Annotated in this window: 23 protein-coding genes and 1 tRNA gene; 19 read left to right on the forward strand and 5 right to left on the reverse strand. The window is 72.5% G+C overall.

The window, feature by feature from the left end:
• Positions 1 to 65 precede the first annotated feature (65 nt).
• Positions 66 to 311 (forward strand): ATP-dependent Clp protease adapter ClpS, encoded by a 246-nt coding sequence (gene clpS / locus AC6EI4_RS12125; RefSeq protein ID WP_498424374.1) that lies wholly within the window; start codon positions 66 to 68, stop codon positions 309 to 311.
• Complete coding sequence (locus AC6EI4_RS12130) at positions 308 to 892, forward strand: DUF2017 domain-containing protein (RefSeq protein ID WP_498424325.1); 585 nt, start codon at positions 308 to 310, stop codon at positions 890 to 892. Before clpS ends, AC6EI4_RS12130 begins: the two co-directional genes overlap by 4 nt.
• Before the next feature lie 18 nt (positions 893 to 910).
• Here the strand turns inward: AC6EI4_RS12130 and gdhA are convergent, their stop codons facing one another.
• Complete coding sequence (gene gdhA, locus AC6EI4_RS12135; protein ID WP_498451624.1) at positions 911 to 2,257, reverse strand: NADP-specific glutamate dehydrogenase; 1,347 nt, start codon at positions 2,255 to 2,257, stop codon at positions 911 to 913.
• Between the two features lie 95 nt (positions 2,258 to 2,352).
• On the opposite strand from gdhA, the gene AC6EI4_RS12140 reads away from it, so the two are divergent.
• The 10 genes from AC6EI4_RS12140 (at position 2,353) to AC6EI4_RS12185 (ending at position 11,579) form a co-directional block, all read left to right on the forward strand.
• Positions 2,353 to 2,796, forward strand: a complete 444-nt coding sequence (locus tag AC6EI4_RS12140) for a M67 family metallopeptidase (protein WP_498424322.1) — start codon at positions 2,353 to 2,355, stop codon at positions 2,794 to 2,796.
• On the forward strand, positions 2,796 to 3,074 hold the full coding sequence (locus AC6EI4_RS12145) for a MoaD family protein (protein ID WP_498424320.1): 279 nt from the start codon (positions 2,796 to 2,798) through the stop codon (positions 3,072 to 3,074). The genes AC6EI4_RS12140 and AC6EI4_RS12145 overlap by 1 nt, the downstream gene beginning before the upstream one ends.
• 10 nt (positions 3,075 to 3,084) lie before the next feature.
• Positions 3,085 to 3,651 (forward strand): NYN domain-containing protein, encoded by a 567-nt coding sequence (locus AC6EI4_RS12150; RefSeq protein WP_498451625.1) that lies wholly within the window; start codon positions 3,085 to 3,087, stop codon positions 3,649 to 3,651.
• A 15-nt stretch (positions 3,652 to 3,666) separates the two neighbouring features.
• Positions 3,667 to 4,614 (forward strand): PLP-dependent cysteine synthase family protein, encoded by a 948-nt coding sequence (locus AC6EI4_RS12155; RefSeq protein ID WP_498424317.1) that lies wholly within the window; start codon positions 3,667 to 3,669, stop codon positions 4,612 to 4,614.
• Between the two features lie 41 nt (positions 4,615 to 4,655).
• On the forward strand, positions 4,656 to 5,249 hold the full coding sequence (locus AC6EI4_RS12160; protein ID WP_498451626.1) for a DUF3152 domain-containing protein: 594 nt from the start codon (positions 4,656 to 4,658) through the stop codon (positions 5,247 to 5,249).
• A gap of 100 nt (positions 5,250 to 5,349) precedes the next feature.
• Entirely contained in the window at positions 5,350 to 7,482 is a 2,133-nt protein-coding gene (locus AC6EI4_RS12165; protein ID WP_498451627.1) for a chemotaxis protein CheW, read from the forward strand.
• A gap of 1 nt (position 7,483) precedes the next feature.
• Entirely contained in the window at positions 7,484 to 7,927 is a 444-nt protein-coding gene (locus tag AC6EI4_RS12170; protein WP_498451628.1) for a chemotaxis protein CheW, read from the forward strand.
• A 67-nt stretch (positions 7,928 to 7,994) separates the two neighbouring features.
• On the forward strand, positions 7,995 to 9,590 hold the full coding sequence (locus tag AC6EI4_RS12175; protein WP_498451629.1) for a methyl-accepting chemotaxis protein: 1,596 nt from the start codon (positions 7,995 to 7,997) through the stop codon (positions 9,588 to 9,590).
• A gap of 76 nt (positions 9,591 to 9,666) precedes the next feature.
• Positions 9,667 to 10,755: a protein-glutamate methylesterase/protein-glutamine glutaminase gene (locus AC6EI4_RS12180; RefSeq protein WP_498451630.1), complete on the forward strand. Its 1,089-nt coding sequence runs from the start codon at positions 9,667 to 9,669 to the stop codon at positions 10,753 to 10,755.
• Entirely contained in the window at positions 10,752 to 11,579 is an 828-nt protein-coding gene (locus AC6EI4_RS12185) for a CheR family methyltransferase (RefSeq protein ID WP_498424306.1), read from the forward strand. The genes AC6EI4_RS12180 and AC6EI4_RS12185 overlap by 4 nt, the downstream gene beginning before the upstream one ends.
• A gap of 2 nt (positions 11,580 to 11,581) precedes the next feature.
• Here the strand turns inward: AC6EI4_RS12185 and AC6EI4_RS12190 are convergent, their stop codons facing one another.
• Complete coding sequence (locus AC6EI4_RS12190) at positions 11,582 to 12,631, reverse strand: alkaline phosphatase family protein (RefSeq protein WP_498451631.1); 1,050 nt, start codon at positions 12,629 to 12,631, stop codon at positions 11,582 to 11,584.
• A gap of 140 nt (positions 12,632 to 12,771) precedes the next feature.
• On the opposite strand from AC6EI4_RS12190, the gene AC6EI4_RS12195 reads away from it, so the two are divergent.
• Positions 12,772 to 13,527, forward strand: a complete 756-nt coding sequence (locus AC6EI4_RS12195) for an MBL fold metallo-hydrolase (RefSeq protein WP_498424302.1) — start codon at positions 12,772 to 12,774, stop codon at positions 13,525 to 13,527.
• Between the two features lie 4 nt (positions 13,528 to 13,531).
• Here AC6EI4_RS12195 and AC6EI4_RS12200 read toward each other — a convergent pair whose 3' ends face one another.
• Together AC6EI4_RS12200 and AC6EI4_RS12205 are read right to left on the reverse strand one after the other, a co-directional pair.
• A complete protein-coding gene (locus AC6EI4_RS12200; protein ID WP_498451632.1) occupies positions 13,532 to 14,182 on the reverse strand; it encodes a response regulator in 651 nt (216 codons plus the stop codon).
• Positions 14,179 to 15,345: a sensor histidine kinase gene (locus tag AC6EI4_RS12205; protein ID WP_498424298.1), complete on the reverse strand. Its 1,167-nt coding sequence runs from the start codon at positions 15,343 to 15,345 to the stop codon at positions 14,179 to 14,181. Before AC6EI4_RS12205 ends, AC6EI4_RS12200 begins: the two co-directional genes overlap by 4 nt.
• Positions 15,346 to 15,476: 131 nt before the next feature.
• Here AC6EI4_RS12205 and AC6EI4_RS12210 point away from each other — a divergent pair, with 131 nt between their 5' ends.
• The 6 genes from AC6EI4_RS12210 (at position 15,477) to AC6EI4_RS12235 (ending at position 19,659) form a co-directional block, all read left to right on the forward strand.
• Entirely contained in the window at positions 15,477 to 16,406 is a 930-nt protein-coding gene (locus tag AC6EI4_RS12210; RefSeq protein ID WP_498424296.1) for an ABC transporter ATP-binding protein, read from the forward strand.
• Positions 16,403 to 17,236: an ABC transporter permease gene (locus AC6EI4_RS12215; protein ID WP_498451633.1), complete on the forward strand. Its 834-nt coding sequence runs from the start codon at positions 16,403 to 16,405 to the stop codon at positions 17,234 to 17,236. The genes AC6EI4_RS12210 and AC6EI4_RS12215 overlap by 4 nt, the downstream gene beginning before the upstream one ends.
• Positions 17,237 to 17,321: 85 nt before the next feature.
• Positions 17,322 to 17,663, forward strand: coding sequence for a cupin domain-containing protein (locus AC6EI4_RS12220; protein WP_498451634.1), 342 nt, complete (start codon positions 17,322 to 17,324; stop codon positions 17,661 to 17,663).
• 36 nt (positions 17,664 to 17,699) lie between these two features.
• Complete coding sequence (gene rph / locus AC6EI4_RS12225) at positions 17,700 to 18,449, forward strand: ribonuclease PH (RefSeq protein WP_498424292.1); 750 nt, start codon at positions 17,700 to 17,702, stop codon at positions 18,447 to 18,449.
• Positions 18,446 to 19,078 (forward strand): RdgB/HAM1 family non-canonical purine NTP pyrophosphatase, encoded by a 633-nt coding sequence (rdgB, locus tag AC6EI4_RS12230; RefSeq protein ID WP_498451635.1) that lies wholly within the window; start codon positions 18,446 to 18,448, stop codon positions 19,076 to 19,078. The genes rph and rdgB overlap by 4 nt, the downstream gene beginning before the upstream one ends.
• Positions 19,075 to 19,659: a 1-acyl-sn-glycerol-3-phosphate acyltransferase gene (locus tag AC6EI4_RS12235; protein ID WP_498424289.1), complete on the forward strand. Its 585-nt coding sequence runs from the start codon at positions 19,075 to 19,077 to the stop codon at positions 19,657 to 19,659. The genes rdgB and AC6EI4_RS12235 overlap by 4 nt, the downstream gene beginning before the upstream one ends.
• A 97-nt stretch (positions 19,660 to 19,756) precedes the next feature.
• Here AC6EI4_RS12235 and AC6EI4_RS12240 read toward each other — a convergent pair.
• Positions 19,757 to 19,829: transfer RNA gene (locus AC6EI4_RS12240), tRNA-Leu, on the reverse strand.
• Between the last annotated feature and the right edge of the window lie 10 nt (positions 19,830 to 19,839).

Below are 19,839 nucleotides of genomic sequence, written 5' to 3' on the forward strand. Positions count from 1 at the left end.
GCGTGTCTGTGTTGGTGTCTGCCGCAAGCTCCGTCGAGGTCGACCCGACGACCATCCCGGACGAGATGACCGTCCTGTCCACGCCATGGGTCACCATCGTGTGGAACGACCCGGTCAACCTGATGTCCTACGTCACCTACGTCTTCCGCACCTACTTCGGCTACGACAAGGCCAAGGCGGAGCGGCTGATGATGGAGGTGCATGAGGACGGGCGCTCGGTGGTCAGCAGCGGCACCCGCGAGGAGATGGAGCGCGACGTGCAGGCGATGCACGAGTACGGGCTGTGGGCCACGATGGAGCGTCAGGGATGAGCGGGTTCCAGCGCCACCGCCGCAGCGGCCGGGTGATCGCGAACTTCACCGGCTTCGAGGCGGACCTGCTGCGCTCGCTGGCCTCCCAGCTCGTCGAGCTGCTGCGCAACGAGCGGGCGGTCCCGCAGGACGGCCTCGACCCGTTCGAGGCGATGATGGACTTCTCCGGCCCGACCACGGCCCCCGAGGACCCGGTGCTGGCGCGGCTGTTCCCCACCGCCTACGCCGACGACGAGGAGGCGGCCGGCGAGTTCCGCCGGTTCACCGAGGGCGCGCTGCGCGACGGCAAGGCGGCCGCTGCCTGCACGATCATCGACACCCTCGAGGAGGCCGGGCTCCCGCCGGAGCTGACCGAGGAGGGGCTGCACATCGACGTGGAGCTCGACCCGGAGACGGCGCTGGCGTGGATGCGGTCGTTCACCGACCTCCGGCTGGCGCTCGCCACCCGCCTCGAGGTCACCGAGGGCGACGAGGAGTACTGGTACTCCCTGCCCGACGACGACCCGCGGACCCAGGCCCACGACATCTACGAGTGGATCGGCTACCTGCAGGAGACCCTGATCGCCGCCGTCACCGGGTGACGGCGGCGACCCGCGACCTCAGATGACGCCCATCGCGAGCATCGCGTCGGCGACCTTCATGAAGCTGGAGATGTTGGCTCCGGCCACGTAGTTGCCGGGGGCGCCGTAGGCGTCCGCCGCGGCCGCGCAGCGCTCGTGCACGTCGACCATGATCTGGTCCAGACGGGCCTCGGTGTGGTCGAAGTGCCAGGAGTCGCGCGAGGCGTTCTGCTGCATCTCCAGGGCGCTGGTGGCCACCCCGCCGGCGTTGGCGGCCTTGCCGGGGGCGAAGAGCACCCCGGCCCCGGTGAGCACGTCGGTGGCCTCGGGGGTGCAGGGCATGTTGGCGCCCTCGGCCACGGCCAGCACGCCGTTGGCGACCAGGGCCCGGGCGGCGTCCGCGTCGAGCTCGTTCTGGGTGGCGCAGGGCAGCGCAACCTCGCAGGGCACGCTCCACACCGACGCGCCGGCGTGGTGGGTGGCCTTGGGGCGCTGGGCGGCGTAGTCGGAGACCCGGCCGCGGTCGACCTCCTTGACCTGGCGCAGCAGGTCGATGTCCAGGCCGTCCTCGTCGACGACGTAGCCGCCGGAGTCGGAGCAGGCGACGACCTGGGCGCCGAGCTGCTGGGCCTTCAGCGCGGCGTAGATCGCCACGTTGCCGGAGCCGGAGACCACGACGCGCCGCCCGGAGAGGTCGAGGTTGCGGGTGGCGAGCATCTCGCGGGTGAAGAAGACGGTGCCGTAACCGGTGGCCTCGGTGCGCACCTGGGACCCGCCGTAGGACAGGCCCTTGCCGGTGAGCACGCCGGACTCGTAGCGGTTGGTGATCCGCTTGTACTGGCCGAAGAGGTAGCCGATCTCGCGGTGCCCCACGCCGATGTCACCGGCGGGGACGTCGGTGTACTCGCCGAGGTGGCGGTACATCTCGGTCATCATCGACTGGCAGAAGCGCATCACCTCGGCGTCGCTGCGGCCCTTGGGGTCGAAGTCCGAGCCGCCCTTGCCGCCGCCGATCGGCAGCCCGGTGAGAGCGTTCTTGAAGATCTGCTCGAAGCCGAGGAACTTCACGATGCCGAGGTTGACCGTCGGGTGGAAGCGCAGGCCGCCCTTGTACGGGCCCAGCGCGGAGTTGAACTCCACCCGGAAGGCGCGGTTGATCTGGACACGGCCCGTGTCGTCGGTCCACGGCACCCGGAAGATGATCTGCCGCTCGGGCTCGCAGATCCGCTCGATGACGGACCCGCGCGCGTACTCGGGGTGCTTGGCGATGACGGGGCCGAGAGACTCGAGGACCTCGTGCACCGCCTGGTGGAACTCGCGCTCGCCGCGGTTCCGTTCGAGCACCGTGTCGTAGGCGGATTGCAGGTCGGGGGCGAGAGTGCTCATGCCTCAAGGCTACGGAGGGGTTACACATGCCTCACCATCGACCGCCTGCTGGGCCGGTGGCGCGAACGCCGAACGGGCTCGCCTAGGCTGGCGCGGTGCTGACCATCGACCAGGCGACGTACGACGCGATCGTCGCCCACGCCAAGCGCGACCACCCCGACGAGGCATGCGGGATCGTCGCCGGTCCGGAGGGCAGCGACCGCCCCGAGCGGCTGGTCGAGATGGTGAACGCCGCGGGCAGCCCGACGTTCTACGAGTTCGACTCCACCGAGCTGCTCGCCCTCTACAAGCAGATGTGGGCGCGCGACGAGGAGCCGGTGGTGGTCTACCACTCGCACACCGCCACCGAGGCCTACCCCTCGCGCACCGACATCGGGCTCGCCAGCGAGCCCGGCGCGCACTATGTGCTGCTCAGCACCCGTGAGCACGGGAATAACGAGGGCCCTGTGGAGTTCAGGTCCTACAGAATCGTCGACGGCGAGGTGACCGAAGAAGAGGTCAACGTCGTCGAGCACCTACCGGCAAGGAGCCCCAGCTGATGGCCATCGAGGTCCGGATCCCCACGATCCTTCGCACGTACACCGGCGGCGAGAAGGCCGTCCCCGCCGAGGGCGCGACCCTCTCGGCGGTGATCGAGAGCCTCGAGGCCAACCACCCCGGCATCCGCGCGCGGCTGATCGAGGGCGAGGACCTGCGCCGCTTCGTCAACGTCTACATCAACGACGAGGACGTCCGCTTCATCGGTGGCCTCGAGGCCCCCCTCTCCGACGGCGACCAGGTCGTCGTGCTGCCGGCGGTCGCCGGCGGCGCTCGCTGAGCGACCCGGCATGGAGCCGGTGAGCGCCTCGCGTCGCACGTTCGTTCTCGTCGACGGCGAGAACATCGACGCGACCCTCGGGCTGACGGTCCTCAACCGGCGACCCGAGCCCGAGGAGCGGCCGCGCTGGGAGCGGGTCACCGCCTACGCGGAGAAGCTGTGGGGCCAGCCGGTCACCGGGCTGTTCTTCCTCAACGCCTCCAACGGCACCCTGCCGACGAGCTTCGTGCAGGCGCTGCTGGCGATGGACTACCGGCCGGTGCCGCTGTCGGGGCGCTCGGACGAGAAGGTCGTCGACATCGGTCTGCAGCGCACGCTGACGGCGCTGGTCGAACGCGACGCCGACGTGCTGCTGGTCAGCCACGACGGTGACTTCGTGCCGCAGGTGGAGGCGCTGCTCGACGGCCGCCGCCGCGTCGGGGTCTTGGCGCTGCGCGAGTTCGTCAACCAGCGCTTCACCGCGCTCGGGGTCCAGATCCACGACCTCGAGGACGACGTGGCCGCCTTCAACGTGCCGCTCCCGCGGGTGCGGATCATCCCGCTCGACGACTTCGACCCCGAGCGCTTCCTGCGCTGACTGGAAGGTGCGCGCATGCGCTTCGACAACCTCCTCGCCTCGGTGGGCGGCACTCCGCTGGTCGGTCTGCCGCGGCTGTCCCCGAGCCCCGAGGTGCGCCTGTGGGCGAAGCTGGAGGACCGCAACCCGACCGGCTCGATCAAGGACCGCCCGGCCCTGAGGATGATCGAGGAGGCGGAGAAGGACGGCACCCTGCGTCCCGGCTGCACGATCCTGGAGCCGACCTCGGGCAACACCGGGATCTCGCTGGCCATGGCGGCCAAGCTCAAGGGCTACCGCATCGTCTGCGTGATGCCGGAGAACACCTCCCAGGAGCGCCGTCAGCTGCTGCGGATGTGGGGCGCCGAGATCGTCTCCTCGCCGGCCGCCGGCGGCTCCAACGAGGCCGTCCGGGTCGCCAAGCAGGTCGCCGCGGAGCACCCCGACTGGGTGATGCTCTACCAGTACGGCAACGAGGCGAACGCGCTCGCGCACGAGCAGGGGACCGGCCCCGAGCTGCTGGCCGATCTTCCCTCGATCACCCACTTCGTGGCCGGCCTCGGCACCACCGGCACCCTGATGGGCGTCTCGCGGTTCTTCCGGGCCGCCAAGCCGGACGTGCGGATCGTGGCCGCGGAGCCCCGCTACGGCGAACTGGTCTACGGGCTGCGCAACCTCGACGAGGGCTTCGTCCCCGAGCTCTACGACGCCTCCCTCATCGACTCGCGCTTCTCGGTGGGCCCACGTGACGCCGTGCGCCGGGTCCGCGAGCTGCTCGAGCTCGAGGGCATCTTCGCCGGGGTCTCCACCGGCGCGATCCTGCACGCCGCGCTCGGGCAGGCCGCCAAGGCGGTCAAGGCGCAGGAGAGTGCCGATATAGCCTTCGTGGTATGCGACGGCGGCTGGAAGTACCTGTCGACAGGGGCCTACGAGGGCACCGTCGACGACGCCGAGGACCGGCTCGAGGGCCAGCTCTGGGCCTGAGCGGCAACGGCGCGCTCGCCCTCGCGGTTCTCCTCGCCGCCGTGCTGCTCGGCCCGGCCGCCTCCGGCCTGGGCCAGGGCCCGGGGCCGGCGCGCCAGGCACCGGCGCAGCTCACGCTCGTGGAGCCCGCGTCGGACTCCGGGGCGAGGCGCCCCACCCGCACGGTCACCTACCACGTCGAGACGCGGGGGCGGATCAGCACGAGCCTCGCCGGCTTCCGCCGGCTGGCCCAGGAGACCTACGACGACGCGCGCGGCTGGCGCAGGGGCGGCATCGCCTTCCGCGCGGTGCGCCGCGGTGGCGACTTCACGCTCGTGCTCAGCGCGGCCCGCCGGGTGCCCGACTTCTCGCCCGGGTGCAGCGCGCAGTGGAGCTGCCGGGTGGGCCGCTACGTGATCATCAACCAGGACCGGTGGAAGCACGCCAGCCGGGCCTGGCGCGCGGGGGGCGGCAGCCTGCGCGACTACCGGCACATGGTCGTCAACCACGAGACCGGCCACTGGCTCGGGCTGGGCCACCGCGGCTGCACCGGCCGGCGCAACCCGGCGCCGGTGATGATGCCGCAGTCCAAGGGTCTCGCCGGCTGTCGCTTCAACGCGTGGCCGGGCGCCTCGGAGGTGCGCGCCGTACGCTGACGCGACGTCGCCCGCGGGAGATTCTCCGCCCGGTTGGCTAAGCAACGCCCGCCGACGGCCGATCTGTCCTCTCGTGCAGCCCCCCGAGACAGGCACGCAGATGGATGACCTGGACGAGATCATCCAGGAGTTCCTGGTGGAGAGCCACGAGAACCTGGACCAGCTCGACCACGACCTCGTCGAGCTCGAGCAGGCCCCGGGCTCCCAGGCGCTGCTCTCGAGCGTGTTCCGCAGCATCCACACCATCAAGGGCACCAGCGGCTTCCTCGCGCTGGGCCAGCTCGAGACGGTCACACACGTCGGCGAGAGCCTGCTCAGCCGGCTGCGCGACGGCCTGCTGGAGCTGACCCCCGAGATCACCAGCGCGCTGCTGGACATGGTGGACGCGGTACGTCGCATCCTGGCCCAGATCGAGGCGACCGGCACGGAGGGCGAGGGCGACCACACCGAGCTGGTGCGCCGGCTGACCGCGCTGCAGGAGGCACCGGCGAGCGTGCAGGCAGCGCCGACGGCGGAGCCGGTGGTGGAGTCTGAGCCGGAGCGTCGCTCGGTCACCGAGAGCACGATCCGGGTCGACGTGGAGCTCCTGGACTCGCTGATGAACCTGGTCGGGGAGCTGGTGCTGACCCGCAACCAGATCATGCAGCGCGCCGCCAGCCGCCAGGACACCGAGATGCTGCGCACCTCGCACCGGCTGAACGTGATCGCCGGGGAGCTGCAGGAGGGCGTGATGAGGACGCGCATGCAGCCCGTCGACACGGTGTGGAGCAAGCTGCCGAGGGTGGTCCGGGACCTGTCGCTCGCGCTCGGCAAGCAGCTGAGGGTGACGATGGAGGGGCGCGACACCGAGCTCGACAAGACCATCCTGGAGTCCGTCAAGGACCCGCTGACCCATCTGGTGCGCAACGCGGTCGACCACGGGGTGGAGACCCCCGAGCAGCGACTGGCCGCCGGCAAGCCCGCGGAGGGCGTGCTGGTGCTCAGGGCCTTCCACGAGGGCGGCCAGGTCAACATCGAGATCTCCGACGACGGCGCCGGCATCGACCCCGACCGGCTGCGTGCGCGAGCGGTCTCCCGGGGGATCCTCAGCGCCGAGGCGGCCGCCCGGATGGGGGAGCGCGAGGCGCTCGGGCTGATCTTCGCCCCCGGGTTCTCCACGGCGCAGAAGGTCACCCACGTCTCCGGGCGAGGCGTCGGGATGGACGTGGTGAAGACCAACATCGAGAGGATCGGCGGACTGGTCGACGTCCAGAGCGTGCTCGGCGAGGGCACCACGATCCGGATCAAGATCCCGCTGACGCTGGCCATCATCCCCGCTCTCGTGGTCACCACCGGCCAGCAGCGCTACGCGATCCCACAGGTGAACCTGCTGGAGCTGGTGCGCCTGGAGAACGGCGGCCACGGCGCGAACGGCCCCGGGATCGAGAGCATCCAGGGCACGCCGGTCTACCGGCTGCGCGGCCGGCTGCTGCCGCTGGTCAGCCTGCGCGAGCAGCTCGGTCTCGACCCGTCGCCCGCGCAGACGACGTTCATCGCGGTGCTGCAGGCCGACGAGCGGCAGTTCGGCCTGATCGTCGACGACATCAGCGACACCGAGGAGATCGTGGTCAAACCGCTCGGCCGGCAGCTGCGCCACGTCCCGCTCTACGCCGGCGCCACCATCATGGGCGACGGCCAGGTGGCACTGATCCTCGACGCGATGTCGCTGGCGCAGCGCTCCGGCGTGCTGAGCGAGGCGACCGCCGGGCGCGGTGAGCGCGAGCAGGAGGCCAGCGCCACGCCCGACGCCGACCAGGTGCAGCTGCTGCTGGTGGGCCTCTGCGACGGACGCCGGGTGGGGCTCCCGCTGGCCGCCGTCGACCGGCTCGAGGTGTTCCCCACCGGCCGCATCGAGCGGGTAGGACCGCACCCGGTGGTGCAGTACCGCGACACCGTGCTGCCGTTGGTCCACCTCGACGCCGTGTTCGGTGCCTACGGCGAGCCGGACGCCGAGTCGGCGAAGGTGGTGGTCTGCCTGCACGAGGGGGTCCTGGTCGGCTTCGTGGTCACCCAGATCCTCGACATCGTCGACGCCCGGCTCGACGTGCGCAGCCCGCTCGACACCGGCGGCCACCGCGGCTCGGCGGTGGTCAGCGGCCGGGTCACCGAGCTGGTCGACGTGGCCCGGGCGGTCACCGGTCTCGACCCGTCGCTGTTCACCCCCGCCGCCTCCCGCGACCTCGTGGGGGTGTGACATGTCCGAGAAGTTCTGCACGTTCCTGCTCGACGGCCAGCTCTTCGCGATCCCGGTCGAGACCGTCCAGGAGGTGCTGCGCCAGCAGGAGATGACCGTCGTCCCGCTGGCCCCCGCCGCGGTCTGCGGCCTGCTGAACCTGCGAGGCCAGATCGTCACGACCATCGACCTGCGGGTACGCCTGGCCATGCCGCCGGGCACCGGCGGCGCTGCCCGGGTGCACGTGGTGGTGCGCACCGCCGAGGGGGCCGTCAGCCTCCTCGTGGACCAGATCGGCGACGTCCTCGAGCCGCCGGCGGCCAGCTTCGAGGCCGTCCCGGGCACCGTCCCGGCGGGGATCCGCGCCCTGGTGGAACGGGTCTGCAAGCTCGACGGCCAGCTGATGCTCGTGCTCGACACCGAGCTCGCCGCCACGGTCGGGGACGTCGTCCCCGCCCCCGCGTGAGACTCCCTCACGTGCCCCCCACCCCCACCTGTTGCGCGCTCGGGGCGCTCGACTGCAAGGACCTTCGATGAGCTCTCCGGCCACGTCCCTCGGTGCCTATTTCCGCAACCTCAAGGCCGACCGCAAGATGTTCACGCTGGCGGCGGCCTGCCTGCTGCCCGCCGTGCTGGTGGGCTCGCTGTCGGTGTACCTGATGCGGGGAGTGACCGCGGCCGACGAGGCCGCGCTCTCGATGGGGAGGATCGAGGCCGCGCTCTTCCATCTCGACCTGCGCAACAGCGAGCTGAAGGGGACCGCCTACCGCTCGCTCCTCGAGGACGACGTAACGGCCGTCGCCCAGGACGCCGCCGACGACATCGCCTCCGTCGACGAGGTGTTCACCGCGCTGGCCGGCATCGAGGTGTCCGGCGAGGACCTGACGGGCGCGTTCGCAGACCTGCGGCGCAGCCTCGACGCGAACAACGCGCTGGTGGACGAGATGGTGCAGGCTGCGCTGGGCGACCGCGCCGCCGCGGAGCGGCTGAAGCCCCGGGTGGTGCAGTCCAACGCCGCGCTCGACCAGGTCCTGGAGGGGATGAGGACCGGCATCACCGAGGCCGTGGCGGAGAAGGAGGACGAGGCGGCGCAGCTCGAGTCCGAGCTCAACGTCATCGTGGTGATCGCCCTGGTGGCGGGCATCGCGATCGCCTGCCTGCTCACCTTACTGATCGCCCGGACGCTGACCCGCCCGCTGCGCCGGACGGTGGCCGTGCTGGAGGCGGTGGCGGCCGGCGACCTGTCGCAGGACCTGATGGTGGACTCCGCCGACGAGGTCGGCCGGATGGGGATCGCGCTGAACACCGCGCTGGGCCGGCTGCGGGAGTCGATGAGCGCGATGGGCGGCAACGCCGAGGCGCTCTCGTCGGCCTCGGAGGAGCTCTCGGCGGTGTCGGCGCAGATGACCGGGGCGGCCGGGGAGTCCGCGCAGCAGGCGAACCTGGTCTCGGCGGCGGCCGAGCAGGTCTCGCACAACGTGCAGACGGTGGCGACCGGGACCGAGGAGATGTCGGCCTCGATCCGGGAGATCGCCAAGAACGCCTCCGATGCCGCGGGCGTGGCGGCCCGGGCGGTCACGGTGGCGGAGGCGACCAACGCGACGGTGGCCAAGCTGGGGGCCTCGTCGACCGAGATCGGCAACTCGGTCAAGGCGATCAACTCGATCGCGCAGCAGACGAACCTGCTGGCGCTGAACGCGACGATCGAGGCGGCCCGTGCCGGCGAGGCCGGCAAGGGCTTCGCAGTGGTGGCCAACGAGGTCAAGGAGCTGGCCCAGGAGACCGGGAAGGCGACCGAGGACATCGGCGCCCGGATCGAGGCGATCCAGGTCGACACGGCGGCGGCGATCTCCGCGATCGCCGAGATCGGGTCGATCATCGCCTCGATCAACGACACCCAGACCACGATCGCCTCCGCGGTGGAGGAGCAGACCGCGACCACCAACGAGATGGGGCGCAACGTGAGCGAGGCGGCGACGGGGTCCGCGCAGATCGCGGCCAACATCACCTCGGTCGCCCGCGCTGCCTCGGACACCACCAGCGGCGCCCACGACACGGCGGCGGCGGCGCAGGAGCTGTCGCGGATGGCGGCGCAGATGCAGCACCTGGTCGGCCAGTTCCGCTGCTGAGCGCCACGCCGTCACCCCTCCGAGCGCCGAGCACTCGACGCTGCCGACCGACCCGAACAGGCAGGCCCAGCACCTCATGACACCCATCTCGGTCCTGGTCGTCGACGACTCCGTGGTCGTCCGCCGGCTGGTGACCGACGTCCTGAACGCCGCCGGGGGGATCCAGGTGGTCGGCGTCGCGGCCAACGGCCGGATCGCGCTCGCCAAGATGCCCCAGCTGAACCCGGACCTGATCACCCTCGACGTCGAGATGCCGGTGATGGACGGGCTGGAGACCCTGCGCCACCTGCGCCGGGACTACCCGGGCACCCCGGTGATCATGTTCAGCACGCCCACCGAGGACGGGGCGCAGGCCACCCTGAACGCCCTGGAGCTCGGTGCGAGCGACTACGTGACCAAGCCCGCCAACGTCGGCAGCGTGACCGCGTCCCTGGCCAGTGTGCGCGAGCAGCTGGTGCCCCGGATCAGGTCGCTGTGCGGTGCCCGGGTGCCGGCGGTGCCGACGGTCCCGGCCCCGGCCCCGGCGCCGGGGGCCGCGGCACCGGTCGCCGCCGGCGGGCCGCCCCGGCCGGTCGAGGCGCTGGTCATCGGCGTCTCCACCGGGGGGCCCGACGCGCTGGCCACCATCCTGCCCGCGCTGCCCGCCTCGCTGCCGGTGCCCGTGCTGGTGGTCCAGCACATGCCCGCCACCTTCACCCGGCTGCTCGCCGCGCGCCTCGACGCCACGTGCGCGCTGAGCGTCGCGGAGGCCCACGAGGGCGACGTCGTCGAGCCGGGACGGGTCCTGATCGCGCCGGGGGACTGGCACCTGCGGGTGCGCCGCCGGGGCCTGGCCACGACCGTGGCGCTGGACCAGGGCACCCCGGAGAGCTTCTGTCGTCCCGCCGTCGACGTGCTCTTCCGCTCCGCGGTCGAGGTGTACGGCGGGGGCCTGCTGGCCGCCGTGCTCACCGGGATGGGCTCCGACGGCGTCAAGGGAGCCCACGCGATCCGCGAGGCGGGAGGCCAGGTCGTCGCCCAGGACCAGGCCAGCTCGGTGGTCTGGGGGATGCCCGGGGCCGCGGTGGCGGCCGGGGTGGTCGCGGAGGTCGTCGCGCTGGACGCGATCGCGGCCACGCTGACCCGGCGGATCATGGCCGGGCGAGTCACCTGGGGGACGCGATGAGCACCATGTCGCCGGCGGACTTCGACTTCATCAGCTCCGTGGTCCGCACCGACTCGGCCATCGTCCTGGAGCGCGGCAAGGAGTACCTCGTGGAGTCGCGGCTGCTGCCGGTGGCCCGCGTCACCGGCAGCGAGACCATCTCCGCGCTGGTGCGCGAGCTGCGCCGCAGCCCCGCCGGCCCGCTGCGGGCCAGGGTCGTGGAGGCGATGACCACCAACGAGACCTCCTTCTTCCGGGACGTGCACCCGTTCACCGCGCTCGCCGAGACGGTGCTGCCCGAGCTGATGGACAAGCCACGCGCGCAGCGCACGCTGAACATCTGGTGCGCCGCCGCCTCCAGTGGGCAGGAGCCGTACAGCATCGCGATGCTCCTGGCCGCGGCGTTCGCCCAGGCTCCCGGATGGCGCGCCCACCTGGTGGCCAGCGACATCTCCGAGGAGATGCTCGAGCGGACCCGGGCCGGGCGCTACAGCCAGCTGGAGGTCGACCGCGGTCTGCCGGACCAGCACCTGGCCCGGCACTTCACCCGGGTCGGGACGCACTGGCAGGTCGCCGAGCCGCTGCGCCGGATGGTCGAGACCCGGCTGGTCAACCTCGACGCCCCGTGGCCGGCGCTGCCGCAGATGGACGTGGTCTTCCTGCGCAACGTGCTCATCTACTTCGACGTCCCCACCAAGCAGCGGATCCTGCGCCGGCTGCGCGGCGTGATGGGGCCCGGCTCGTACCTCTTCCTCGGCGGCGCCGAGACCACCCTGAACCTCGACGCGGGCTTCGAGCGCGTCCAGATCGGACGTGCGCCGGCCTACCGGCTGCGCGCCCGCTGAGCTCAGCGCCGTCTCGGCGCGCGCACGTCGAGGTTCTGGCGGGCGTTGAGCTCGCTGTGCGCCAGGGCCGGCAGCCCGAGCAGGTCCGTGGCGAGGTTGGCCACGTCCGCGTTGCGCACCGGCTGGCGTCGCGCGCCGTACGAGGGCTGCCGCGAGCCCGGGCGCGCGTAGTCGCGGTTCAGCGCGTAGAGGTCCGCCCCAGCGGCCACCCGCGGGCCCCGGACGATGAACGGGACGCGGAAGCTGCGCGAGTCGGCGGTGTCGTAGTGCCCGGTGCCCCGGCCGCCGTGGTCGGCGGTCACCACCAGCGCGGCGTGGGCGCGCAGCCACCGGTCCCTTCGCATCGCGGCGACCACCCGACCCAGATCCCGGTCGGCGTGGCGCACGGCGCGTAGGTAGGGACGTGAGAGCCAGCCCGCGCGGTGGCCGGCCGAGTCGGGTCCCGCGAGGTGGACGAAGGTGAACGCCCGGTAGGTGCGGCGCAGGTCGGCGGCCGCCAGCCGGGCCAGCGCGGTGTCGTCCTCGCGCCGGGCGTAGCGCGCGATGCTCGGCCACGAGCGCGCCAGCAGGTCGAACTTCGGCTTGGTGGCGAAGAGCGCGCCGCACCCGCCGGCGGCCCGGACCACGTCGAAGACCGACTGCACCCGGCCACCGGCCCGGTCGTGGACGGTGCCGCCACGGTCCTCGTTGAAGTCGATGCCGTGGCCGCCGCGGCGCGCGTCGACGCGGCGCGAGGTCATCATGCCGGTGTGGTTGGGCAGCGTGATCGTCTGCTCGACCTCGGTGCGGGCGTTCATCGTGGAGGCGCCGCGGGCGACCAGCCGGTGCAGGACCGGCGTGCCCGCCCGCCCGAGCCTGCGGATCGCGACCGGGGTGAGCCCGTCCAGGGAGACCACCACCACGGCGCGCACGGCGCCGCGCGCCACGGTGCGCCCGTGGCACTCGCGCGGCGGCGGGGCGCTGGCCGAGACCAGCGCCGCCACCACGACGGTGACCAGCACGAGGGCCAGCGCGGTGAGGCGGCGGCGGGCCGGTGACCTCCGCGGCGTCATCGCACCACGCTACGACGCCGGCGGCGTTCACGCACGTGACCGCGATCTCGGCGTGAGGTGGCTCGCTTTGCTAACCCTCGGACGTGCGGTGGCCCTACATTGGGCAGTCGTTGTCACTGCGCGTGCTTTGGGGAGGCCGGATGAGGCTCACGGTCGTCGGCTGCTCCGGCTCCTATCCCGGGCCGGACTCGGCGGCGAGCTGCTACCTGCTCGAGGCCCCGCACGAGGGCCGCACGTGGCGGGTGCTGCTCGATCTGGGCAACGGGGCGCTGGGGGCGCTGCACCGCCACGTCGACCCGCTCGCCGTCGACGCGGTCGTGCTCAGCCACCTGCACGCCGACCACTGCCTGGACCTGTGCGGCTACTACGTGATGCGCAAGTACCACCCGACCGGCGCGCAGCCGCGGATCCCGGTGTGGGGACCCAGCGGCACCGCGGCGCGCCTGGCCCGGGCCTACGACCTGCCCGAGGAGCCGGGCATGGGCGAGGAGTTCGACTTCCGCACCTACGACGGCCCCTTCACCGTCGGGCCGTTCCGGATCGACCCGGTCCCGGTGGTCCACCCGGTGCCGGCCTACGCGCTGCGGGTCACCGGGGCCGGGCGCACGCTCACCTACACCGGGGACACCGGGCCGTGCGAGGCGCTGGACCGCGCCGCCAAGGGGGTCGACCTGCTGCTGGCCGAGGCGTCGTTCCGCAGCGGGGTCGAGAACCCCGAGGACCTGCACCTGACCGGCGCCGACTGCGGAGAGGTGGCCACGCGCAACGGCGTCGGCCGGCTGATGCTGACCCACATCCCGCCCTGGTACGACGGGCGCGACGTGCTCGCCGACGCGCGCGAGACCTGGGCGGGGCCGCTGTCCCTGGCGGTCGCCGGCGCGGTCGTCGAGGTCTGAGCGCTCACACCAGGCCGGCGGCGTGCACGCACATCGCCACCTGGACCCGGTTGGTCGCCTGCAGCTTCTCGAAGGTCCGCGACACGTGCGCCTTGACCGTGGGCACCGAGAGGTAGAGCTCGCGGGCGATCTCGGCGTTGCTGAGGCCACGGCCCACGCAGACGGCCACCTCGCGCTCGCGCTCGGTGAGGGAGGCGAGCCGCTCGTCGGCGCGCTCGTCGCGCTCGGGGACGGTCTCGCTGCGCACCCGGCTGATCAGGGTCCGGGTGGCCGAGGCCGACAGGATCGGCTCGCCTTGGGCGACGCGGCTGATCGCTGCGACGATCTGGGCCGGCTCGGTGTCCTTGAGCAGGAACCCGTCGGCCCCGGCGGCGACCGCCTCCACGACGTACTCGTCGGCGTCGAAGGTGGTCAGCACGATGACCTTGGGCGGGTCGGGCGCCGCGCACAGCGCCCGGGTCGCCTGGAGGCCGTTGAGCACCGGCATCCGCACGTCCATCAGCACCACGTCGGGGCTGAGCCGGGCGGCGGCGTCGAGGGCCTCGCGTCCGTCGCCGGCCTCGCCGACCAGGTGGAGGTCCGCACGGCCACCGAGCATCAGCGTCAGCGCCGAGCGCACCAGCGGGTCGTCGTCGACGATCAGGACTCGGGTCACGGCGCCCACGGTATCCATCCGCGCAGCACGAACGCGTCACCGTCGCGGTGGTGCTCGAGGCGGCCGCCGCTGAGCTCGGCCCGCTCCTGCAGCCCGATCAGGCCCAGGCCGGCGCCGGGGGTGGAGCCGCGGCGGAAGCCGATCGGGTTGCGCAGCACCACGTCCAGCCCCTGCTCGGGGGAGCCGCTGAGCCGGACCTGGACGAGGGCCCCGGGGGCATGCTTGGCGGCGTTGGTGAGCCCCTCCTGCACGATCCGGTAGACCGTGCGCCCCGCCGTCTGGGGCACCTCCTCACGCGGACCGGCCAGGTCGTCGGCGAAGTCCACCCGGACCCCGCCGGCGCGGGCCTCCGCGATCAGGTCGGCCACCGCGGCGTACGTCGGCTGCGGGCGGTCGAGCCCGGCAGCCGGCTCGTGACCGCGCAGCACCCCCAGGACGCCGCGCAGGTCGTCCAGCGCCCGGTGGGCGGTCTGCTGCACCTGGGCGGCGCCCCGGCGCATCTCGTCGACGCCCAGGTCCTCACGGAAGGCCAGCGCGCCGGCGTGCATCGACACCTGGGAGATCCGGTGGGCCAGCACGTCGTGCATCTCGCGCGCGATGCGGGCCCGCTCGGTGTCGCGCGCCCTGCTCACGTGCAGCGCCTGCTCGGCCTCGGCCCGCTCGGCGCGGCGCTGCAGGGTCCAGATCAGCTCGCGGCGCGAGCCGATGAACATCCCCCAGCCCAGTGCCCCGCCGATCACCGTGGCGTTCAGCAGCAGCATCACCCACAGGGGAGTGGTGCCGATGTTCTCCCGGGTCGCGGTCCAGATCTGGGCCGCGACCAGGCTGATCGCGGCCACGATCGCGATCTGCGCGAACCGGCGATGGGTCGCCAGGGAGACCGCGGCCAGGGTCGCCGGGCCGGCGGCGAGGCCGGAGACGGCGCTGGCGACAGCGGTGACGACGGCGACCGGGACCGGCCACCGACGACGCCCCAGGACGAGCGCGAAACACGGGATCCCCACGGCGAGGTCGACCCAGAACAGGGTCGGATGCAGGGATAGCTGCTCGCTGGAGACCGGCAGCATCACCAGCGCCCAGAACGCGGCACAGACCAGCAGGCGCCACAGGTGCTGCCAGGCCCGCAGGGGCGGCTGGTACTCCTCGGGCACGGGTGACTCCACGCGGACAGGCTAGGTGCCCCGGGCGGTGAGCCGGCAGCGGCGCGGGGAGTGGGCCACCCCCTACTTTGGTCTCGCGGCCCGCGCCTCGTGTCGGATGGCCAGCGCGGGCCGCGCACGGCAGGGTAGGGGCCATGATCAAGGTCGAAGGACTCACCAGACGCTACGGCGACTTCAACGCCGTCGACGATGTCAGCTTCGTGTGCCAGCCGGGACAGGTCACCGGCTTCCTCGGTCCCAACGGGGCCGGCAAGACCACCACGATGCGCATCCTCGTCGGGCTCACCGCCCCCACCCGCGGCACCGCGACGATCGGGGGGATGGACTACCGCGACATCCCCAACCCCGGCCGGCACGTGGGAGTCCTGCTGGACGCCTCCGCCCAGCACGCCGGCCGGACCGGCCGCGAGGTGCTGAGCCTGGGCGCGAAGACGATGGGACTGCCGTCCTCGCGCGTCGACGAGATGCTCGAGCTGGTCAGCCTCTCGCCCACGGAGGCCAAGCGGCGCATCCGCAACTACTCCCTCGGCATGCGCCAGCGCCTGGGCATCGCGCACGCCCTGCTCGGTGACCCGTCGGTGCTGATCCTCGACGAGCCGGCCAACGGACTCGACCCGGCCGGCATCCGCTGGATGCGCGGGCTGCTGCGCGGGTACGCCGAGCGCGGCGGCACCGTGCTGCTCTCCAGCCACCTGCTCAACGAGGTGGAGCAGATCGCCGACGAGATGATCCTGATCGGCCGCGGCAAGATCGTCGCCCAGGGCGACCGCGACTCGCTGCTCTCCGGCGCGGGCACCGAGTCCGCGCTGGTGACCTCGCTGGACAACGAGGCGCTGGGCCGGACCCTGTCGGCCCAGGGGGTGGCGGTCACCGCCTCCGGCTCCGAGCTGCGCGTCGAGGCCAGCCCGGAGACCGTCGGCCGCGCCGCGCTGGAGGCCGGCGTCGTGCTGACCGACCTGCGCACCGGCAGCGCGGGCCTGGAGGATCTCTTCCTCGAGCTCACCGCCGGCACCCAGCGCGAGGGCCACCCCGACGCCGCGACCCAGCAAGGAGTCCACGCATGAGCACCACCGATCCGATCTCCGTCCAGACACCTCGCTCCGGCTGGGGAGGCCTCGACGTCTCCGGCACCGCCCGGGTGCCGTTCGCCCGCCTGGCCGCGGTGGAGTGGCGCAAGATGTTCGACACCCGCGGCGGGTTCTGGCTGTTGCTGATCACGCTGCTGATGCTGTTGGGCACGATCGGGCTGACGCTCCTGGTGGTGGCGCTCGAGGACGCGCAGGTCACCGCCAACGATCTGTCGCAGATCCTGACGATCCCGCTCTCCCTGCTGCTCCCGGTCTTCCCGATCCTCGCGGTCACCAGCGAGTGGAGCCAGCGCACCGGCCTGGTCACCTTCGCGCTGGAGCCGAACCGGCTGCGGGTGCTGCTGGCCAAGGCGGCCGCGGTCGTCGCGCTCGCCCTGGCGACCCTGGCGGTCGCCATCATCCTCGGCGCGATCACCAACCTGGTCGGTGCGGCGCTCGTCGGCCGGGAGGCCGAGTGGGACCTGGGGGTCCGCTCCCTGATCGGGCTGGTGCTGGTGCAGCTGCTGTACTTCCTGATGGCCTTCGGGCTGGCCACGGTGATCCTCAACACCCCGGGATCGATCACGGTCTTCTACGTGGTGGCCCTGCTCCTGCCGCTGATGGTCTACTCGACGCTCTACTTCGTCTTCGACTGGGCCCAGGACCTGATCCCGTGGATCGACCTGCAGTACGCCACCGCTCCGTTCCTGGAGTCCGGCGACATCGGCGGGCTCGACATCGCCCGGGTCCTCGTCGCCACCGTGATCTGGATCGTGTTCCCGATGGTCATCGGCGGGCGGCGGGTGCTCCGCTCCGAGCCCAAGTAGCACCAGCGGGGGACCCCGGGTGTCGCGGCTTCCGCCCAGCGGCGGCCTGCGCGACACTCGGGGTCCGTCCACGAAGGGAACCCGCATGACCCAGCCGACCACCCGAGACCCGCTGTTGCTGAGCGACCTGGCCACCGAGCTGATCGGCACCCTGCCCGACCACCCGGCCGGGCGGACGGCGCGCACGGTGATGTCCGGCTCGACGATGCGGGCCGTGGTGATCGCCCTGGCCGCCGAGCACGAGCTGGCCGAGCACGACGCACCGCCGGCCGCCGTGCTCCAGGTGCTCGCCGGACAGGTGCGCCTGGTCGCGGGGGACGAGAGCTGGACGCTGAGCGCCGGCCAGCTCATCCCGATCCCGCAGCAGCGCCACTCGGTGCACGCCGACGAGGACTCCGCGATCCTGCTGACGGTCGCCCTCCACTGAGACGCGTGGGGGCGGTCGCCGGATAGGGTCCTGCGCATGACCTCCTCTGCTCCTGCACCCCGCGTGGACGGCCGCGCCGACGACGAGCTGCGCCCGATCACGATCACCCGCAACTGGCTCGACCACGCCGCCGGATCGGTGCTGGTGGAGTTCGGCAAGACCCGGGTGCTGTGCGCCGCGTCGGCCTCCGAGGGAGTCCCGCGCTGGCGCAAGGGCTCCGGGCTGGGCTGGGTCACCGCGGAGTACGCGATGCTCCCCGCGGCGACCAACACCCGCTCCGACCGGGAGTCGGTGCGCGGCAAGATCGGTGGGCGCACCCACGAGATCTCGCGGCTGATCGGCCGCTCCCTGCGCGCGGTGATCGACTACAAGGCGCTGGGCGAGAACACCATCGTGCTCGACTGCGATGTCCTGCAGGCCGACGGCGGCACCCGCACCGCGGCGATCACCGGCGCCTACGTGGCGCTGGCCGACGCGGTCAGCCACCTGCGCGCCAAGGGTGCCCTCAAGGGGCAGCCGCTGACCGGGTCGGTGGCCGCGGTCAGCGTCGGCATCATCGACGGGGTGCCGCGCCTGGACCTGCCCTACGTCGAGGACGTGCGCGCCGAGACCGACATGAACGTGGTGATGACCGGCGAGGGCAAGTTCGTCGAGGTGCAGGGCACCGCCGAGGGCGCGGCGTTCGACCGCGCCGAGCTCGACGCGCTGCTCGCGCTCGCGGAGAAGGGCTGCGCCGACCTCACCCTGATGCAGCACGAGGCTCTGGCCCGGGAGATCGGCGCGTGAGCCGCGTCTTCCTGGCCTCGCGCAACCGCAAGAAGATCGTCGAGATGCAGCGGCTGCTGCGTGAGCACGCCCCGGACGTCGAGGTGCTCGGCATCGACGACGTCGAGGGGTACGACGAGCCGGTCGAGGACCAGCCGACGTTCGCGGGCAACGCCCTGCTCAAGGCCCGGGCCGGGGTCGCCGCCACCGGGCTGCCGTCGCTGGCCGACGACAGCGGACTGTGCGTGGACGCGCTGAACGAGATGCCCGGGGTGCTCTCCGCGCGGTGGAGCGGCGACGCCGACGCGACCGACAAGGACCTGGCCAACAACCGGCTGCTGCTCGCCCAGCTGCGCGACGTACCCGACGAGCGGCGCGGCGCGCACTTCACCTGCGCGGTGGCGTTCTGCCTGCCCGACGGCAGCGAGCAGGTCGTCGAGGGCCGGATGACCGGCCGGGTGATCCGCGAGATGCGTGGCGAGGGCGGCTTCGGCTACGACGTGCTCTTCGTGGCCGACGAGCACGTCGACCCCGAGCGGACTTCGGCCGAGCTGAGCCCGGCCGAGAAGGACGCGGTCTCCCACCGGGGCCGGGCGCTGCGCGAGATCGCGCCCGCCGTGGCTGCCGCGCTGGCCGGTGACCGCTCGTGAGGCGGCACCCCTTCGGGCTGCGCCGCACCTTCGCCCGGGCGGTGATCCGGCTGATCGGCTGGCGCCTGGTGGGCACGGTGCCGGCCAAGGGCATCCTGGTCGGCGCGCCGCACACCTCGAACTGGGACTGGGTGCTGACCCTGCTGATCGCCTGGAGCAACGGCGTACAGCCGCAGCTGCTGATCAAGCAGTCCTTCTTCAAGGGCCCCGTCGGCTGGCTGCTGCGCGCCACCGGTGGGGTGCCGCTGGACCGCGACAACCCCGGCGCCACCGTGCGCGAGCTGCTCGAGGCCGCCGCCACCCAGGACTCGTTCCTGCTCTGCCTGGCCGCCGAGGGCACCCGCAGCAAGGGGGAGTACTGGAAGTCGGGGTTCTACCGGATCTCCCAGCAGACCGGCCTGCCGATCAGCCTCGGCTTCGTCGACGGCCCCACCCGCACGCTCGGGATGGGCCCCACCTTCACCCCCACCGGCGACGTCCGGGCCGACATGGACCTGGTGCGTGCGTTCTACGCCGACAAGCAGGGCGTGCGGCCCGAGGGGCGCACCGAGCCGCGGCTGCGGGAGGAGGGTGGCTTGTGAGGGGCGCCGGTGGCTCGCGGGTTTCACGAGTTAACTCGTGAAACCCGCACTTACCACGCGTAGGAACACGTGGTAAGTGCGGGTTTCGCGTGGCCAGTGCGCCCGGAGAGATTCGAACTCTCACTTGACGGCACCTAAAGCCGTTGCCTCTGCCATTGGGCTACGGGCGCTCGGGCTGCA

The organism is Nocardioides sp. Z43_10, from assembly GCF_059766615.1.

What these genes read in the sequence shown, in the direction of transcription:
- rph (WP_498424292.1), top strand. Translation starts at nt 17,700, where the DNA reads ATGACCTCCTCTGCTCCTGCACCCCGCGTGGACGGCCGCGCCGACGAC.
- AC6EI4_RS12215 (WP_498451633.1), top strand. Translation starts at nt 16,403, where the DNA reads ATGAGCACCACCGATCCGATCTCCGTCCAGACACCTCGCTCCGGCTGG.
- AC6EI4_RS12210 (WP_498424296.1), top strand. Translation starts at nt 15,477, where the DNA reads ATGATCAAGGTCGAAGGACTCACCAGACGCTACGGCGACTTCAACGCC.
- gdhA (WP_498451624.1), bottom strand. Translation starts at nt 2,257, where the DNA reads ATGAGCACTCTCGCCCCCGACCTGCAATCCGCCTACGACACGGTGCTC.
- AC6EI4_RS12130 (WP_498424325.1), top strand. Translation starts at nt 308, where the DNA reads ATGAGCGGGTTCCAGCGCCACCGCCGCAGCGGCCGGGTGATCGCGAAC.
- AC6EI4_RS12170 (WP_498451628.1), top strand. Translation starts at nt 7,484, where the DNA reads ATGTCCGAGAAGTTCTGCACGTTCCTGCTCGACGGCCAGCTCTTCGCG.
- AC6EI4_RS12195 (WP_498424302.1), top strand. Translation starts at nt 12,772, where the DNA reads ATGAGGCTCACGGTCGTCGGCTGCTCCGGCTCCTATCCCGGGCCGGAC.
- AC6EI4_RS12220 (WP_498451634.1), top strand. Translation starts at nt 17,322, where the DNA reads ATGACCCAGCCGACCACCCGAGACCCGCTGTTGCTGAGCGACCTGGCC.
- AC6EI4_RS12150 (WP_498451625.1), top strand. Translation starts at nt 3,085, where the DNA reads ATGGAGCCGGTGAGCGCCTCGCGTCGCACGTTCGTTCTCGTCGACGGC.
- AC6EI4_RS12185 (WP_498424306.1), top strand. Translation starts at nt 10,752, where the DNA reads ATGAGCACCATGTCGCCGGCGGACTTCGACTTCATCAGCTCCGTGGTC.
- AC6EI4_RS12165 (WP_498451627.1), top strand. Translation starts at nt 5,350, where the DNA reads ATGGATGACCTGGACGAGATCATCCAGGAGTTCCTGGTGGAGAGCCAC.
- clpS (WP_498424374.1), top strand. Translation starts at nt 66, where the DNA reads ATGACCGTCCTGTCCACGCCATGGGTCACCATCGTGTGGAACGACCCG.
- AC6EI4_RS12180 (WP_498451630.1), top strand. Translation starts at nt 9,667, where the DNA reads ATGACACCCATCTCGGTCCTGGTCGTCGACGACTCCGTGGTCGTCCGC.
- AC6EI4_RS12145 (WP_498424320.1), top strand. Translation starts at nt 2,796, where the DNA reads ATGGCCATCGAGGTCCGGATCCCCACGATCCTTCGCACGTACACCGGC.
- AC6EI4_RS12155 (WP_498424317.1), top strand. Translation starts at nt 3,667, where the DNA reads ATGCGCTTCGACAACCTCCTCGCCTCGGTGGGCGGCACTCCGCTGGTC.
- AC6EI4_RS12175 (WP_498451629.1), top strand. Translation starts at nt 7,995, where the DNA reads ATGAGCTCTCCGGCCACGTCCCTCGGTGCCTATTTCCGCAACCTCAAG.
- AC6EI4_RS12190 (WP_498451631.1), bottom strand. Translation starts at nt 12,631, where the DNA reads ATGACGCCGCGGAGGTCACCGGCCCGCCGCCGCCTCACCGCGCTGGCC.